The sequence below is a fragment of the Paenibacillus sp. J22R67 genome (assembly GCF_059692175.1).
Genome location: NZ_JCAUAX010000012.1, coordinates 160,157 through 177,915, shown reverse-complemented (window position 1 = coordinate 177,915; position 17,759 = coordinate 160,157). Strand labels below are relative to the sequence as shown.

At 48.3% G+C, this 17,759-nt stretch carries 11 protein-coding genes; 6 read left to right on the top strand and 5 right to left on the bottom strand.

Annotation, left to right across the window (positions count from 1 at the left end):
- Positions 1 to 510: 510 nt before the first annotated feature.
- Positions 511 to 3,057 (bottom strand): U32 family peptidase, encoded by a 2,547-nt coding sequence (locus AC58VC_RS32065; RefSeq protein WP_497374977.1) that lies wholly within the window; start codon positions 3,055 to 3,057, stop codon positions 511 to 513.
- Between the two features lie 247 nt (positions 3,058 to 3,304).
- On the opposite strand from AC58VC_RS32065, the gene AC58VC_RS32060 reads away from it, so the two are divergent.
- The 6 genes from AC58VC_RS32060 (at position 3,305) to AC58VC_RS32035 (ending at position 11,395) form a co-directional block, all read left to right on the top strand.
- Complete coding sequence (locus AC58VC_RS32060; RefSeq protein WP_497374975.1) at positions 3,305 to 6,535, top strand: FG-GAP repeat domain-containing protein; 3,231 nt, start codon at positions 3,305 to 3,307, stop codon at positions 6,533 to 6,535.
- A 73-nt stretch (positions 6,536 to 6,608) separates the two neighbouring features.
- Complete coding sequence (locus AC58VC_RS32055; protein WP_161410057.1) at positions 6,609 to 6,866, top strand: acyl carrier protein; 258 nt, start codon at positions 6,609 to 6,611, stop codon at positions 6,864 to 6,866.
- Between the two features lie 7 nt (positions 6,867 to 6,873).
- Complete coding sequence (locus tag AC58VC_RS32050) at positions 6,874 to 8,073, top strand: class-II aminoacyl-tRNA synthetase family protein (RefSeq protein WP_497374973.1); 1,200 nt, start codon at positions 6,874 to 6,876, stop codon at positions 8,071 to 8,073.
- Between the two features lie 133 nt (positions 8,074 to 8,206).
- Positions 8,207 to 9,106: an SGNH/GDSL hydrolase family protein gene (locus AC58VC_RS32045; protein WP_497374971.1), complete on the top strand. Its 900-nt coding sequence runs from the start codon at positions 8,207 to 8,209 to the stop codon at positions 9,104 to 9,106.
- A gap of 117 nt (positions 9,107 to 9,223) precedes the next feature.
- Positions 9,224 to 10,378: an MBOAT family O-acyltransferase gene (locus AC58VC_RS32040; RefSeq protein WP_497374969.1), complete on the top strand. Its 1,155-nt coding sequence runs from the start codon at positions 9,224 to 9,226 to the stop codon at positions 10,376 to 10,378.
- 48 nt (positions 10,379 to 10,426) lie between these two features.
- Positions 10,427 to 11,395: a sugar phosphate isomerase/epimerase family protein gene (locus AC58VC_RS32035; RefSeq protein ID WP_161410060.1), complete on the top strand. Its 969-nt coding sequence runs from the start codon at positions 10,427 to 10,429 to the stop codon at positions 11,393 to 11,395.
- A gap of 112 nt (positions 11,396 to 11,507) precedes the next feature.
- On the opposite strand, the gene AC58VC_RS32030 is transcribed toward AC58VC_RS32035, so the two are convergent.
- The 4 genes from AC58VC_RS32030 to uvrB all read right to left on the bottom strand — a co-directional run bounded on the left by AC58VC_RS32030 (position 11,508) and on the right by uvrB (position 17,612).
- Positions 11,508 to 11,714, bottom strand: coding sequence for a DUF2759 family protein (locus tag AC58VC_RS32030; protein ID WP_497374967.1), 207 nt, complete (start codon positions 11,712 to 11,714; stop codon positions 11,508 to 11,510).
- A gap of 296 nt (positions 11,715 to 12,010) precedes the next feature.
- Positions 12,011 to 12,172, bottom strand: a complete 162-nt coding sequence (locus tag AC58VC_RS32025) for a hypothetical protein (protein WP_497374965.1) — start codon at positions 12,170 to 12,172, stop codon at positions 12,011 to 12,013.
- Positions 12,173 to 12,694: 522 nt separating this feature from the next.
- Positions 12,695 to 15,577, bottom strand: a complete 2,883-nt coding sequence (gene uvrA / locus AC58VC_RS32020; protein WP_497374963.1) for an excinuclease ABC subunit UvrA — start codon at positions 15,575 to 15,577, stop codon at positions 12,695 to 12,697.
- A 37-nt stretch (positions 15,578 to 15,614) separates the two neighbouring features.
- The gene (gene uvrB / locus AC58VC_RS32015) at positions 15,615 to 17,612 is read right to left on the bottom strand and encodes an excinuclease ABC subunit UvrB (RefSeq protein WP_497374961.1); all 1,998 of its coding nucleotides are present in this window, start codon (positions 17,610 to 17,612) and stop codon (positions 15,615 to 15,617) included.
- Positions 17,613 to 17,759: the final 147 nt, after the last annotated feature.

Genomic DNA, 17,759 nt, shown 5'->3' with positions numbered 1-17,759 from the left:
CATCACACGTGAGAGAGGGGACGTTGAGGAGATCAGTAATTGGAGGAGAAATTAGCATCCCCCTCAAAAGTATAGCTTGTTTAAGAGCGCGCTGAGAGAGAGTTGTAACGTTGGCGTTCAGCTAGACTATACTGCATTGTGGAGTGCTCCGATTAGCCAGCATAGTAAAGTGTAGTTATATAGGCTGCCGACCGGCCATCTTCGAGGAACTACGATCCGCTATTTTGCACAATGTGGAGTTTTCGCTGGCCGAGCGGGACTACAGGCCTTTATTTCTCGGAATTCGGGAGAATTCTATGCGAAATATGATGAAATAGCGAACTTCAGTTCCCTCTCCTTGATAAAATGGCGGATTTTGTAGATATAGCGTCCGTGTAGTTCCCCTTCCACGCAGGGTGCCCTCCATCGCAACGTGTATGGGCAAGTATTCGCCCACCCCCAATCCCCAAAAAGAAAAGCCATAAACGCTCAGCGTCTATGGCTTTTCTTCCTATATCAACTCAACTTGCTTTACTTCACCAATTGACCGCGAGTTACGCCCAACTGATTGGTAGCTTTCAGAGAACGCCACACTTGCGTTCCGCTGATGTCACCGTTAATTGCACGACGATACAAACTCAGAATCTCATGCACCTTATCCGGTGTCTCTTCAAGGAACTCCACGCGGAAGGAACGAATGCCCAGATCCATGAAGTGGTTCAAATATTCAGCTCCGGATTGATCAACAGCATTGTAAACCGTGTTACGGCAGCCTTCATCGACACGTACCGGATGCGACATCCCTACCCGGTCCTGCAAGGACACATGGTGATCCTCACATGGTCGACCACAGTTCGTGAAGTCTGTGCCTTCGCTCAAGAACGTGCAGTACACGCAGTGCTCCGTATGGAACATCGGCATATGCTGATGAATGACAACTTCCAGCTTGGAAGTTTCAGCGCGGCGAAGCAGATCGACCATCTGCTGAATGTTTAGATCGTAAGATGGCGTAACTTTCGACAAACCTGACTCCAAGAATAAGGAAGCTGTTTTGTGGTTAGCTACATTTAAGGAGAAATCACCGATTAACTGCGGCTTAGGCCCATTCGGATGCTCCAACTGATGCTTCAAGAAGAAGTAAGCAGCACCTGTATTCCGAATCAGCACAGCATCAGGGTTCAGCTTTAAGATATTGTTAAAATAGCCCGTTTCCCCAGGCATATGAATTCTCGGCGTGGCCAAGGCGATTTTGCGCCCGGCAGCATGCACAGCTTCCACTGCCGCAGGGAACTGCTTAATAAATTCAAAATCAGCGTAAATCATTTGTACATCGTCTTTTTCCAGCACAGCCTTCACTTGATCCAAATTACGGCAAAGTGCTGTAAGGTGTACCCCGCTGCGATCCGCCAACGACAGCGCAGGAGCTTGTTCAGCGGCTTGACGCTGCTCAGCAGTAAGCTCCGGTACATCGTCATAGACGCCGATCTCACGCTTCATATACGCACGCGGCTTCTGCCGCTCGTCTTCCATAAGCTCAACCGCGCTGCGGCGCATAGCATTAAGCTCGCGCATCGGTACGATGAGTTCGCCGTTCAACTGAACGTCCAGATCACTAAGCGCATAGATCGTACCGCCAAGACGGCCAAACTGATCAGCGAATAGCTGCTCATCCATTGGTCTTTTCTCCGCTTGAACAAGCGGAAGTTCGGACTGTACGAAGACGGTATGGCCGCCTTGCACATCTGTCCACCAGCTTTTGAGCGGCTCGCCCGCAGCGCCCGTAATCTTAATGCTAACCGGGAAAGTCCGGTAAGGCTTATCGGTCTCGAACGTCTGACGCAGACGTTTGTCCAAATGCGGATCGTTCGTCTTCCAGATCCGATCCCCAACGTGCAAGCGGCTCAAGTCCACATCATTGCGTCCCGCAACGATTTCGATAACGCCGCCCTCGGCTTCGCCTTCAATTTTCTCGCCTTTGCGGCGCAAATCGTAGATACGGCCGCCTTCTTCCTTCTTCGTCGGATCTCCGGCGTCGAAAACAATTCCGTCCCCGCGCTTGATTGGCGCTTCAAGCTCACAAACCACACCGTCGCGCAAAATTTGCTTCACGCGGCCCACGAACACCCCGCGGCTCTTCGGAAATGTACCGTCGACGAGCTGTTTATTGTTGGTTCCGTTCAAGAAACCAACCGTAAAGCCACGCGAGAAGCTTTGCTGCAGCTCGCGAACTTCCTCTTTCGACGGACGAGCATCCTCGCCATCGAAATAACGATCAATCGCGTTACGGTACTTACTCACGACGTTAGCCACGTATTCAGGGGTTTTCAAACGCCCTTCAATTTTGAAGGAGCAAACGCCTGCTTCGATTAACTCAGGCACAATCTCAATAGCCGCCAAATCTTTCGGCGACAGCAAGTAAGCCACGTCACCCATCGGCTTTTGCACACCATCGATCATCAAATCATACGGCAAGCGGCATGCCTGCGCGCACTCCCCGCGGTTAGCCGAACGGCCGCCCCACATCTCAGAGGTCAGGCACTGTCCAGAGTAAGACACGCAAAGGGCACCATGCACGAACACTTCCATAGGAAGCTTCGCTTGATCTCCGATTTGTTTAATTTGTTTCAAATTATTTTCGCGTCCCAAAACGACCCGTTCAATATCAAAAGGTTTCGTAAATTCAACAGCCTCAGGCGATGTAATCGTCATCTGCGTGGAACCGTGAATCGGGAAATCCGGGGAGATTTCACGAATCATTTTCACAAGACCCAGATCTTGCACAATAACCGCATCGACACCTGCATCGACACAAGCTTCAATCAACTGCTTCGCCTCGCTCAGCTCTTCCTCAAATACTAGAATATTAAAGGTTAGGAAACCCTTAACACCATATAGATGAAGGAAAGACATAATATCCGGCAGCTCAGCCATCGTGAAATTATGCGCGCGCGCTCTAGCATTAAATTTCTCCACACCAAAAAACACGGCATCCGCCCCATTGGCAACAGCCGCTCTCAAACAATCCCAATCCCCCGCAGGGGCCAATAATTCTATATCTTCTCTGCGTATCGTACGCATGGCAGCAAATCCTTTCAATAATAGATCCTCAGGTAACCCTCAAAGTCTTCTCTTTAGTGTAACAGAAACGATAGGTAGGAATCTAGGGCACAAGCATTTCCAAACCTGGTCAATATCCGACAGCCTCCGCAAATTCCCAAACCTTACCTGCATACAGGGTAACCCTTTAAAAGTTAACAAACTTACCCATGAATGCTATAATGTCAAGGATAGTGACCTTTTTAGTAATCGAGGGATCCTTTTGGTTTTGTCGAAAATTCGCATATTAAAAATTGTTGTCGGACTAGCCCTCGGTTTCCTATTAGTAGTGGGCCTACTTCTATTTTTGCCAAAAATAGAGGAAACCAAGCTCCTCTATGCAATTAGTGGAGATTCTTATGATACGGCAGCCTATGGAAACTTTACGCAAAGCTTGCAGGCTGGCACTTCCGTAGACAAACAAAAGCTAGCAGCGTTATCTGCTAGTAAGCTGAACGCTTACGATGCGATCTATCTGGACCCTGCCCTGGCCGAGGATGCCGCATGGACAGAGCAGACGGCAAAGCTCATAAGCTATGTGAAGCAAGGTGGGCATTTGCTAGTCGAAAATGGGTTTGCTTCCCGCCTGCCACTCGATTTCCTTGGTGCTGCAGAGCTGGTTAACTTGCAAAAAGTTTCGCTTGCAAGTTTAGGAGCACCACAAATGACTGCAGATTCGCTAAGCCTCAGCTACCCTAAGGTTTCTATTAATCTGCAAGGCGTGCAGACAACCTTTCAATTGTTTAGCGAAAGCTACCTCAAGCATCACGCGATGGAAGACCTTCCAGGTTTCCATATGGGGTATGGCTTCGTTCCGTCTTCAGGACAGACCATTGTCGCAATGAATGTGTCCGGCAAACCTGTTTCGCTGGCTATGCAGAACCATGTAGGGAAAGGCACCGTGCTGATCTCTAGCAACTTTCTGCCTAATCGCTACTTTCCAACCGGTTACGACATGCAAAGCGGTGCTGACCTGAATCTAGGCTTCGCTCAACTGGCAGCCAAATATCAAGCCACAGGCAAGACAACACCGGGAACGACTTACTTCAATAAAAGAGCTTTACCGATTGATCCTTATTTTAACTTTGATTTCGCAGCAGCCAACATGCAGTATCGCAGTGAGCTGCTATCCTATGTAGCCAAAGAGACGTTAGGCTACAGTGTTCGCAAAGTTCTTGGTCCTTATGGCAGACCCGCCATGGCCTTTCAGAATCACTTTGAGGCGATGCCCGCCATCCAGCACAAAGACGGTATCGCTTGGTCCGAGGAACTCAAAAAGTATAACGAGATTCCCTCGTTCACCCTCGTGCGCAACGCCTTCTATTGGGGGCAGTGGCGAGAGAGCTTGACCGTGCAGCTCAACACCGGAACGAACGCGCAGCCCGCGTTCATCGGTGAGCTGCCCAGCTCGGGCTACGCGAGCGGCCTGCACGTGATGTCTGCCGGCAAGCCGCTGCGGCAGGCGCTGTTCCCGCAATATCGCGATCTGTCGAGCGCGATTGAACTGCCCTACCGCGCGTACCCAGCCGCCGCGGATCTGAACGGAGACGGCCGCACCGATGTGCTGGTCGGCAGCGCCGATGGATTCGTGTACGTCTACTCGAATCAAGGACCTGATCCGGCGGCGTACGTAAGCGAGCCGCCGCCTGAGGGCTTGGCGCAGCCGGACACCTTCGGCGCGCCTTCGAAGCTGTTGCTGGAGTCCGGCGTGCCGCTCCAGCTCAGCCCTTACAGTGCCGTTCACGCAGCAGACGTGAACGGAGACGGCCGCCCGGACCTCGTCGCATCTGACGAGTCCGGGGCCGTGTATGAGCTGCCGCAGCTCGCTAGCGGCAGGTTCGCGAAGCCCGCGGCCGTGCCCGCGGGCGGGAAAGCGCTGCAGCTGCCCGGAGGGCCTGCAGCGCCGTACGTCGCCGATATGGACGGCGACGGCAAGCTCGACCTCGTCCTAGGCGGAGCCGATGGACGAGTGTGGCTCTACAAGGGCCGGAGCGCAGCGGCCCTTGCCTTAGAGGTAGGCAGCGAGATCTTCGCGCTGCCGAACAGCGCCGCGTACGCTGCGCCAGCCGCGCGCGACATGAACGGCGATGGCCGACTGGATCTCGTGGTCGGCAGCAGCGACGGGGACTTGCAAGTGTATCTACAAAGCACCGCTGGTGCTTGGACGAATACGGGTCCCCTGGAAGGCACAACCTTAAACCAAGTCGGCAATCGCGCTTTGGTTGCCGGGCATAACTCGGTGCCGCTGTGGCTGGATCTTAATCACGACGGCAAAGACGATCTGATCGTCGGAGGCATCGAATTCGGATTCCCTGTTGCGATTGATGATCCGCAGTTTCCTTATCAAGCTGAACTCAAGGAATTTATCCAATATACGCGTGATAACTATCTTGACTTAGATCCACACATATTTGTGCACAATTTCAAAAGCGCTGAACAGGAACAAGCTGAGCTTGCTCTGCATAAGCAAGCCTTCGCCAAGTTAGGCATTCCTTGGCTGCATCCCGGCACGAATCAGCACACATGGCGCGTGAATAACGAAGATCATCAGCAAACACTGCGAAGCGAGGAACAGGACGGCATGTGGTATAATTTCGGCTTCCTGCCTTCGGAGTCGCCTGTTATTTCCCGGCCAGAGTCCATATGGTCGCTGCCATTCCTGCTGCAAGATAAACAAGGCAGAACGGACCGTACGATGTTGATACATACACCGACACCCGTGCTGCGAACAGGCGACTATGCCACGACGGATGTGTTCGAATCGATGGTAAAGTTAGATATGCCGATTGATTATTTCGAGCACATCGAGTACCATTTTCCCGAACCATCCAAAATCGCAGATTTGACGCAGTTCGCTGACTATTTTGACAAGCTTCGCACGAAGCATGATTATAATTTTATGACTGAGAAACAAATGGCCAAATCCTTCTTAACCGCTATGAAAAGCGAGGTTCGGATCAGCCAGTCATGGGCCTTCTATTTATGGGACAGGCTCAAAGATCGTCTAGCAGGCGGCAGCCCGCACTTCCATGCGACTTTGACACCGAATGCGAAGGCAGTGCCTAACTTGGCTGAAGAGTATGCTGGAACGCTAGGAGTTGTCGTAGAGAAAGGCGAGAAATTAGCCTTGTACTCCTTGCAAAGCGATTCTGATGCCTATACAACGATAGATAACCGTTTCTATGTAGGATTGGCACAACCATCCGTCATCGGCATTGCGCCGACTAGAGAACGGCTGCATATTGTGCGTGCTAATGTACCTTTTTCTCTGACAGAGCAAGGAACTACCCACCATTTGGAGCTCAAAGCAGCCGGCCTCCAGCAGGTGAAGTTATTCAGTCCTACGGAGCTTGAATTCGCGGGCGATGCCAAAATCGAGTATGACGCAGCGAATCATCTCTACACCATTACCCGATATGGGGAAGTAACTACGCTGTCATTTACTAGCAAAGCACAGTGACAATGCAATGTTATCTTTTTCTCTTCCCATTTAAAACAGCATTAAATTTCAATTAACCAGGAGGCTTTCCATCATGTCTAATGAAGACTTACTAGCGCAGCTTGAGCAGCATATTCGCGAGCGTTATGAAATTGCCGAGGACGATGACGATTTTGACGTTGATGTTCATTTGTTCGATTATGGGTTTATCGATTCCATCGGTGCTACAGCACTGATCGCCCACATTGAGAAGACGTATAACATCCAAGTGACGAATCAAGATCTCATGCTGTACTCCATGAACACGGTAAGCGAAATTGCCGATTTTATTTCCAAGAAGACTGCGAGGTAACCCACTCATGTTGACATGTAAAATTTCTCTAGAAGGCTTAGCCGAAAGCCAGCACGGACAAGTCAAGTATGCCTCCGCTTTTGCTGATGAGCATATTCAAGATATCGCACTAGTTGACGGCCACATCGTCATCACACACAATTCACCGAACGGCAATGAGGGCATTGCTGAGCGGGTTGGACGTCTGATTGAACGTTTCTCCCATGGCGATTTCGGATTTAAAGAAAATATTTTATTCGAAAATAAAGTAGACACTCCTTATGAAGGCGATATTATCGCTGAATTAGTAGAGCGCAAGGCCATTAAGATTTTGGAGCCAGGCCTGTTTATTTTCCGTGAGCCTTTCTCCAGCTTGATGCGCTTCCTTGATTACTCGTTCGTTACGAAAATTGCTAAGCGTTTTGAGGGTATGCAGGAAGAGCAATATCCGGCGGTAATTCATAGCCATACTTTGAACAAAACGAACCATTTCACGTCATTCCCAGAGCACATTCATTTCGTTACGCATTTACGTGAGGACTTGGACGTTATTGAATCGTTCTCACAATCCATTCGTGATGCAGGCGGCTGGAAGCAAGATGAGCCGTTAGAGCTTGATCCTAACATGGTGAAGCCTAACTTCATGATGAATCCTTCTACTTGCTACCATTGCTATGAGGGACTAGAGAATGAGACTCTTGAGGGTGAAGGAATCGTAGTAACTGCGATTGCCAAGTGCCACCGCTTCGAATCCAAAAATCACAGCGATTTCGGCCGTTTGCTCGACTTCTCTATGCGTGAAATCATTTTCGTCGGCAAACCTGACTTCGTCAAAGAAAATCGTTTGAAATCGATCGAATATCTCAAAGAATTAGCGGTGGAATGGAACGTAGATTCCATGTTGGAAATTGCGAATGACCCTTTCTTCACGAATGATTTCCAAGTGAAAGCTTCCTTCCAACGCAATCAAGAAATGAAATATGAGCTGCGCCTGACAATTCCGCATGTGAAGAAATCGATTGCCTGCTCATCTGTCAATTTCCATAGCAATACCTTCGGTAATGCATTTAATATTAAAATGGGCAAGCGCAACGCGGTTACGGGTTGTGTTGGCTTCGGCATTGAGCGCTGGGCGTTCGCGTTCTTGGCGCAATACGGACTGGATGAGCAGCAATGGCCGGCCACATTCCGCGAGCAGTATCACGCTTGGCAGGAAAAGGCTCTGTAAGTAGCCTAATAGCCCCTTTTTCATCACTTTACTTTATAGACCCTTATTCAATTCAAATCCTTACTTGGGCCCACACGCAGACCTTTGATCATTTGAAGTCAGCTGTGGGCCCCATCCTAATCAAAGATAATGAGTGATTCCGTTGAAAGCAGCCACATTTCTTAAAAAGAATAGCTTCGTGCTCGGCCTGCTGCTAGCGATCGTCGTTTCGGACCTTCTCATCTCCTGGTGGAACCCGATGGTTAGCTCGCGCCGTTTCTACAAAAACGACTTTACCAAAACACTCTACCACCACGACTGGTCCCAATCGGGTCCGGTTTTCTTCGGTAATTCGGCTGTAACTGGTGCTTATATAGAAGAGAAATCCGATGCCCATTTGGTGGAGATGGGGCTTTCCTATGGTAAGATCACCGATCTCCAGGGAATTCTCTCGCATAATTTGTACCAGGTTCGTGATGAACTCGTGATCGGCATTGATGTTCATACGATGCTCGATCCACTCGAAACGGACCCGACCTATCAATGGTTCAAACCGTGGTACCAACCTTATGTGTACACCTACCGTGACTATTTCCGTGATTCTGGCGAAGAATTCGTTCGTAATTTAAGCAAAGGTAGTTTAGCCTACGAGCCGCGCTGGATAGATAAAGAGCTGTATCCTGGCCGTAAGGACGATGCCTTCCTGAAATCGAAATGGACCGAATACGACAAACGTTTTGGCTCCATGACTTTGAAGGATTTCCAAAAAAATCTGGACGCCATGCAATGGGTCATTCGCTATGCTGAAGAACACCAGCTTCATTTGCGGGTCATCTGGATGCCGTGGAACAAAGGCTATGCCGATCCACCTTACGTAGCTTCCTTGAAGGAAGCGGTAAACAGCCAATTGAAGACTGCCGGAGTACCGGTGCTGGATTTGATGCATACGTACGATCCCAAGTATTTTCATGATCTTGTACACTTAAACCGCGAAGAAGGCGCTCCGCTATTTACGAAGGAGGTGGACACATGGTTAAAATCCTTAGGAAAATAGCCGAAGTCCTCATCTATCTCGTGATGCTGTATCTGGTTTTCATTTATTTTACCGGTAAGGGCCTATTTATCTACGAGAAATTCTAATCGGGCTTTCCAAGCGAGGAGTTCTAAAGCTATGTTTTATATGCAAATGAACGCAATTATCGCTATGATTGGCATGGTTGCCGTTCTGATGCTCACCCGCAAGTGGGCCGACAACAAACGTATTCTGATGATTATCTTCAGTCTCTGCTTTTTACTGCTGTACAGCCAGAAACTACTCGTTTTCTACGCTGCTTTTACAGTGATTAATTACGCTGGATTTGTGTATCTATGCCGCACGACCTTATGGCGTAAAGCTACTTTTATATTTGCGCTTGCCGCTAATATTATCGGCGTTTTTCTAGGTGTCCGGCTTTTCATCATGGGAGTTTTCCACAATCCGTTGTTCGACACCGTCATCTATCTTGGACTCATCTACAATGTCTTGAAAGTGATTGATGCTTACTATTTTGCTTATTTCTTTGGAAAAGACGGCCAAGTGCCAGCCATCGATTATGCGAATTATCTGCTGTTTGTCCCGACCTTTACTTCAGGGCCAATCTTGAAATTCCGTGATTTTATGGCCGACAGTAAGAAACCATACACCGTAGACGCCGCCCTCTTCGAGGACAGTGTCAAACGCATTATTTTGGGCTTATTCAAAAAAATCGTCATCGTCACTTGGATGACCAGCGTCTTCGATCAAGTACTGAAGCAAGACTTACACACGCATCAGTCATTGTTTCTGCTCGTTTGGTTCTATGCGCTCATTTACTTCGATTTCTCCGGGTATTCGGATATGGCGATCGGATTTGGGCGGTTGATGGGCTATACAATGCCTGAAAACTTCAAGCGGCCGTTACTTTCGCCTTCCATGACACAATTCTGGCGTAATTGGCATGCGACGCTGGGCGATTTTTTCCGTGATCATATCTTCATGTTCTTTTCACGTACGGTGCCTTCCCGTTGGGTTGCCTCGGGCTTGTCCATTTTAATTATGGTCTTGATGGGCTTGTGGCATGGTTTTACATGGCTTTATTTCTTCTACGGTCTCTATCACGGGATCATTCTTGCAATTGAGAACATTTTCAAAATTACAACGGTAAATAAAAAGAAAGTTTCTAAAACCTATTTCTATTTCCGCTGTTTCGTGACGCAAGTCTTGGTGACGTTCTCCGTTATTATTTACAGCTCAAATTATGAAACGGTTCTGCGGATCTATAAAGGCTTGCTTCATTTTACAGGATGATAGTGGTATAATTTGTGTGGCTGTTTACCATTTATGGAGGTGTACCTAATGAAGTTAGGCGTTTTTATGGTTCTGTTCGGTGGAAAACCGTTGGAGGAAGCTCTCGATTATGTTGCTTCTAAAGGTTTAGAAGCTGTCGAAATTGGTACTGGGGGCTACCCTGGTAATGCGCATTGCAACCCAATTGAGCTGCTTGCTGATGCTGGGAAATTAAAAGCTTTTAAACATGCGGTGGAATCCCGTGGTTTGACGATTAGTGCATTGAGCGTTCACGGAAACCCGCTGCACCCGCAAAAACAAATTGCGAAAGAATTCCATGATGCTATTATACAAACGATTGATCTTGCTGAGCGCCTTGAAGTTCCTGTGGTTAACACTTTCTCAGGCTGCCCTGGTGATCACGAGGATGCCAAATATCCAAACTGGCCTGTAGCTCCATGGCCGAACGATTTCCAAGAGATCCTTGACTGGCAGTGGGGAAATAAAGTCATTCCTTACTGGACGGAAACAGGTAAATATGCCTCTGACCGTAATATCAAAATTGGCTTGGAACTGCACGGCGGATTCTCCGTACATACACCAGCTACCCTTCTTCGTCTGCGTGAAGCAGCCGGTGATGCGATTGGTGCCAACCTTGACCCGAGTCACATGTGGTGGCAAGGAATTGACCCTGTACAAGCCGTACAAATTCTCGGCCGCGCAGGCGCGATTCACCATTTCCACGCGAAAGACACATCCATGGATGTTAACAATGTCAACCGTTATGGCGTTACGGACATGCAGTCCTATGCAAACATGCTGGATCGCGCATGGCAGTTCCGCTCCGTTGGCTACGGTCATGACATGAAAGTATGGGCTGACATCATCAGCGCTCTGCGCCTTGTCGGATACGACTATGTCGTGAGTATTGAGCACGAAGACGGACTGATGTCCGTTGAAGAAGGCTTCTCGAAAGCTGTTCAAAACCTTCAACAAGTTCTCATCAAAGAGCCGCTTGGAGAAATGTGGTGGGTATAAGCGGTTAGCCGCTTAGCCCCTCCCTGGCAATAAAAAAAGCCCGCAGGTGCCGATGATCTTACGATCTTGGTCCTGTGGGCTTTTATCTTGTGAAGCATGGGTTAGCTCTGAATTACCAGCCTGTGATCATAACATAATCCATGAGGCCGAATACGAGCAAGGAAACTACCGCGAATCCTAGGGCAAACAAATTCTTTTTTGGTGACATCAATTGTCTGACAACTGCAATGACAAGAATCACTGTGAAAATCAAAACATAAATATCAAAGCTTGTATACGTGCTTGTTGTTGCTGCTGCTGCTTCTTCCGCGAATAACATGGTGAAACCTCCTTCTGATAACTCGGTGCAAGGCACACGTCCTGCTATTTTAATTCTATGTTAGCTTGATTGGACACTAGATGCAAGTGATTAGGCGCATGTGTAACAAGTTTGTCACCTTTTGGTTAGATTAACCACCTTATGCGGAAAATATTACACCCTAAAGGTTAAAATGCCCTTCTTTTTACCCCTTTATAACAGCTCCTACTCCCCCATTATGGATTCGAAATGAAAGAACCCGAACGTCTCTGAAGACACCCGGGTTTAGCTGACTATTTTATGTATAGAACTACTTCCTACGCCATTAATCCATAGGCTGAGAGTGTATCTTTGTGCTCCTCGATTGGTGTAATTGGCTGATCCTTCAGCCCTATTTCTTTTTCCTGCCAGTCCAAAAAGCGAAATGGATCTATTCCTAAAGCAGATACAATCTCCTGTATGTCTAACGTCGGTTTCATAGCAATCCTCCATGAAGTAATAGATTTATACAGCTTATATCTCTCGATTCCTGAATAGTCAGCTAGGTGTGTCTTGTTGCATTTACTATCTTAATTATAGGACTATTCACTTATTTTTTGATAGAGGGTTAAATTGTCGAATCCAATTAAGTATTAACAAAAGCCATGGTAAATTAGTCGGAATTATGAAAATCCTGACGAATGAACACGGATCAGCTTAATGTGAAATTGGCTGATAGTCCAGCGAGAGTTGAAACAGGACTACAGGGTCTTATTTAGCGAAAAATCTATCAAGTGACACTGTGTTTGGCGTATTAGAGGAACAGAGTTCCCTACACCAGAGCAGCACCATGGTTATTCCGAGATATAACGGACCCTAGTTCTCATTCAAACTCGCGGCGATACAACGCCTGAAACACTTTCGTGACGCGTTCGAAAAATTGTGGGCCGATGTCCCTACATCCCCAAATAAAAAAAGGCCCCACGGCATTCATCCGTGAGACCTCGCTTCAATTCGGCCGCTTAGCCGACCGACTCTTCCAACACTTCTAACCGCTTCGCATAGTTCTCCGAGCGCTCCCGATCCCGTTCGAGGATCGGTTTCAAGTACTGGCCGGTATAGGAACCGGCCACCTTCACAACATCTTCCGGCGTACCGGAAGCCACGATCAGACCGCCTCGGCTGCCTCCTTCGGGGCCTAGATCGATGAGGTGGTCCGCCGTCTTGATCACATCGAGGTTATGCTCGATGACAAGCACGGTTTCACCGCTCTCTACTAGGCGGTGAAGCACCTTCAGCAGACGATCGATATCGTGGATGTGGAGCCCTGTAGTGGGCTCATCCAGGATATAGATCGTCTTGCCTGTGCTGCGGCGATACAACTCCGCCGCAAGCTTCACGCGCTGGGCTTCGCCCCCGGACAGCGTCGTTGCCGGTTGGCCGAGTGTCATGTAGCCCAGGCCAACATCTAGAAGCGTCGTCAACTTACGATGAATCCGCGGCAAGTTCTTGAAGAATTCGCAACCATCCTCGATCGTCATCTCGAGCACTTCCGAAATGCTTTTGCCTTTATACTTCACTTCCATCGTCTCACGATTGTATCTCTTGCCTTTGCACACTTCACAAGGCACGTAAACGTCTGGCAAGAAGTGCATCTCGATCTTAATAATGCCATCTCCGCGACAAGCCTCACAACGGCCGCCCTTCACGTTAAAGCTGAAGCGACCTTTTTTGTAGCCACGTACTTTGGCTTCATTCGTATTGGCGTACACATCACGGATGTCATCAAATACACCTGTATAGGTCGCTGGATTCGAACGGGGTGTGCGACCAATCGGCGATTGGTCAATATCAATAACCTTATCGATATGCTCAAGCCCGATAATTTCTTTATGCTCACCAGGGCGAACTTTCGCTCCATTCAAATCGCGCGCCAGTGTTTTGAATAAGATCTCATTAATTAACGTACTTTTGCCGGAGCCAGACACACCTGTTACGCAAGTGAACACGCCTAGAGGCACTTTAGCCGAAACGTTGCGCAAATTGTTCTCTTTGGCCCCTTTGACTTCGATCCACTTGCCATTCGGCTTACGGCGCACCGCAGGAATCGGAATGAACTTCTTCCCGCTAAGGTATTGACCGGTAAGGGAGTTTTCGTCCGCCATAAGCTCTGTAGGCGTGCCTTGAGCGATGACTTGCCCCCCGTGAATACCTGCACCAGGTCCGATATCGATAATGTAATCTGCCGCCATCATCGTGTCTTCATCATGTTCAACGACGATCAGCGTGTTACCGAGGTTCCGCATATGTTCAAGCGTCTGAATCAGACGCGTATTATCCCGCTGATGAAGCCCGATGCTAGGCTCATCCAAAATATAAAGAACACCCATTAAGCTGGAGCCAATCTGCGTCGCGAGTCGAATCCGCTGTGCTTCTCCGCCTGACAACGTACCCGCTGCACGATGCATCGTTAAGTAATCAAGACCAACATTCACTAGGAATCCTAGGCGTGCTCTGATTTCTTTGAGAATTAGGTTCGCAATGGTAAGGTCTCTCTCGTTCAGATCAAGCCCATTGAACCATTCTTCCGCATCTCCGATCGAAAGTGAAGTTGCGTGGGCAATGTTCTTGCCGTTGATCGTCACTGCAAGTGTTTCAGGCTTCAGACGCTGCCCTTTGCACTTCGGACAAGGCTTCGTGCTCATATAAGTCTGGATATGCTCTCTGATGCCCTCAGAGAAAGTATCTTTGAATCTGCGTTCCAAGTTACGGATAATACCTTCAAACGGAACCAGCGCTTCCTTGGTCGCTCCCATATCATTCTCGTAGCGGAAGCGGATCTTCTCTCCGCCTGTGCCGTAGAGAATAACCTTCATCTGCTCACTAGAAAGCTCCGATACGGAGACATTGCGAGGGATCGAGTAGTGCTCACAAACTGCCGCAAGAAACTGCGGATAATAGTTGGATGTGCTGCCCGCCCAAGCTTCGAACGCACCCTCTTCAATCGTCAGCTTCATATCCGGCACTAGCAGATCCGGATCGACAATCATCTGGCTGCCGAGTCCATCACATTCTGGACAAGCCCCGAACGGGGAGTTAAAGGAGAACATCCTTGGTGCCAGTTCTTCCACGCTAAAACCACATTCCGGACACGCTAGATTCTGACTGAACATCAGCTCTTCTTTGTCGATAATGTCAACAATAACTCGTCCATTCGCGAGCTTAAGCGCCGTTTCCAAAGAGTCGGCAAGACGTGTTTGGACATCCTCTTTGATTACAATCCGGTCAACAACAACATCAATTGTGTGTTTTTTGTTCTTGTCGAGCTCGATTTTCTCAGAGAGATCGATCGTCTCACCATTCACGCGTACCCTTACGAAGCCCTGCTTCTGAACATCGGTAAAGAGCTTCGTGTGTTCGCCTTTGCGTCCAGAAACAAGAGGAGCCAGAATCTGAAGCCTAGTGCGCTCCGGATACTCCATGATGCGGTCTACCATTTGTTCTACGGTTTGCGATGTAATCTCAATGCCATGCGTTGGACAATGCGGTCGTCCAATACGCGCGTATAGCAACCGTAGGTAGTCATAAATCTCCGTTACAGTCCCCACTGTGGAGCGCGGATTTCGGCTTGTTGTCTTCTGATCAATAGAAATAGCCGGTGATAGACCATCAATCGAATCTACATCCGGCTTATCCATGTTGCCTAGAAATTGTCTGGCATATGCAGATAATGATTCAACGTATCTGCGCTGACCCTCGGCATAAATCGTATCAAAGGCCAACGACGACTTGCCCGAGCCGCTTAAGCCTGTTAAAACAACGAACTTATCGCGCGGAATCGTAACATCGATATTTTTTAGATTATGAGCTCTAGCTCCTTTAATGACGATTTGATCTCTAGACACGGGTAACCTTCCTCTCCTATGTGAGGCTGAAGCCCTTTTAGGCTTCAGCTTTCATTTCCATAATAGCGTCACGCAGCTGTGCCGCCCGCTCGAACTGCAAATTCTTCGCAGCTTCTTTCATTTCGCCTTCCAAACGCTCGATTAAGGATGCGCGGTCTTTCTTCGACATCTTCGCACCCTTCACATCGGTCAAGTAATCCGCCTTCTGTTCAGCTACCTTCGTAGCTTCGATTACATCGCGGATTTTCTTAGCGATCGTTTGCGGTGTGATTCCATTCTTCTCATTATGAGCTTCCTGAATGCTACGGCGGCGGCTCGTTTCACGAATGGCTTTCTCCATGGAGTCCGTAATCTTATCTCCATACATAATAACCCGCCCATCAGAGTTACGCGCTGCGCGTCCAATGGTTTGAATCAAGGAGCGCTCTGAACGCAGAAATCCTTCTTTGTCCGCATCCAAAATGGCTACAAGTGATACCTCGGGTAAATCTAGCCCTTCCCTGAGCAAGTTAATCCCGATTAACACATGGAAGGTACCCAGACGCAAATCACGTAAGATTTGCATCCGCTCAAATGTTTTGATATCCGAGTGTAAATATCGAACTTTAATGCCGATTTCCTTGAAGTAATCCGTCAAATCCTCTGACATCTTCTTCGTCAGCGTTGTAACGAGCACACGCTCGTCTTTCCGAATCCGATCATGAATCTCAGCAATCAAGTCATCGATTTGACCCTTCGTCGGTCTGACTTCAATAATTGGATCTAACAAGCCCGTAGGACGAATAATCTGCTGTGTCATTTCAGGACAGTGCTCTAATTCGTAAGGTCCCGGTGTTGCTGATATATATAAAATCTGATTAACTTTCTCCTCGAACTCCTCAAAGCGCAATGGACGATTATCCAGCGCAGAGGGCAAGCGGAAGCCGTGGTCAACCAGCACTTCTTTTCTAGCTCTATCCCCGTTATACATGGCGCGAATTTGCGGCAGCGACACATGGGACTCATCCACCATGAATAACATGTCATCTGGGAAATAATCAATTAGCGTATACGGCGTTGCTCCGCGCTCACGGAATGTCAGCGGCCCTGAGTAATTCTCAATGCCTGAGCAGAAGCCCATCTCCTGCATCATTTCCATATCATAGCGCGTCCGCTGTTCCAGTCGCTGCGCTTCAAGCAGTTTGCCTTGCTCTTTCAGCTCGGCAAGACGCTCTTCCAACTCCCGCTCAATGTTCACAAGCGCGCGTTTCATTGTATCTTCGTGCGTCACAAAGTGAGACGCTGGGAAAATCGCGATATGATCGCGTTCGCCGACAATCTCGCCCGTCAATACATTGATCTCCGTGATCCGCTCGATTTCGTCACCGAATAATTCCACCCTAACCGCTTGTTCACCATGCGAAGCTGGGAAGATCTCAACAACATCCCCGCGGACACGAAACGTCCCCCGGACAAAGTTCAAATCATTCCGCTGATATTGAATGTCCACAAGCTTGTGTAATATCTCATTGCGTGATTTCTCCATCCCCACACGTAAAGAAAGCAGCAAATTACCATATTCTATCGGAGAACCCAAGCCGTAAATGCACGACACACTCGCAACGATAATAACGTCACGGCGCTCAAATAAGGAGCTGGTCGCGGAGTGGCGAAGCTTGTCGATCTCTTCATTGATGCTGGAATCTTTCTCGATGTAGGTGTCGGAGGAGGCAATGTAGGCTTCTGGCTGGTAGTAATCATAGTAACTCACGAAATAGGAGACGGCGTTGTGGGGGAAAAACTCTTTGAATTCGCTGCACAGCTGTGCGGCTAATGTTTTATTGTGCGCAATAATCAAGGTAGGGCGATTCAACTTCGCAATAACTTGCGCAGCAGTGAACGTTTTCCCTGTTCCCGTAGCTCCTAAGAGCGTCTGATGTCTATTGCCGGCTTGAATACTTTGAACGATTTCTTCAATTGCTTGGGGCTGATCCCCTTGTGGAGCAAAATCAGAAACAAGCTCAAATTTCTTAGAGCTCTTAACAAGTTCACTCATCAATAATCACCTACACTTATTGGTAATAAATCGAACTTTTATCCTATTCATTTTCGTTTTGTAATTTCCGATAAAGAAAGTTATGGAACCTGTCGTACATATATGATGGCAACAATTCAAACTCATCATAAGAATGTTTGTTCTGGT

Coding starts and splice junctions, on each gene's coding strand:
- AC58VC_RS32055 (WP_161410057.1), top strand. CDS start 6,609: ATGTCTAATGAAGACTTACTAGCGCAGCTTGAGCAGCATATTCGCGAG.
- AC58VC_RS32025 (WP_497374965.1), bottom strand. CDS start 12,172: ATGAAACCGACGTTAGACATACAGGAGATTGTATCTGCTTTAGGAATA.
- AC58VC_RS32030 (WP_497374967.1), bottom strand. CDS start 11,714: ATGTTATTCGCGGAAGAAGCAGCAGCAGCAACAACAAGCACGTATACA.
- AC58VC_RS32065 (WP_497374977.1), bottom strand. CDS start 3,057: ATGCGTACGATACGCAGAGAAGATATAGAATTATTGGCCCCTGCGGGG.
- AC58VC_RS32050 (WP_497374973.1), top strand. CDS start 6,874: ATGTTGACATGTAAAATTTCTCTAGAAGGCTTAGCCGAAAGCCAGCAC.
- AC58VC_RS32035 (WP_161410060.1), top strand. CDS start 10,427: ATGAAGTTAGGCGTTTTTATGGTTCTGTTCGGTGGAAAACCGTTGGAG.
- AC58VC_RS32040 (WP_497374969.1), top strand. CDS start 9,224: ATGTTTTATATGCAAATGAACGCAATTATCGCTATGATTGGCATGGTT.
- uvrB (WP_497374961.1), bottom strand. CDS start 17,612: ATGAGTGAACTTGTTAAGAGCTCTAAGAAATTTGAGCTTGTTTCTGAT.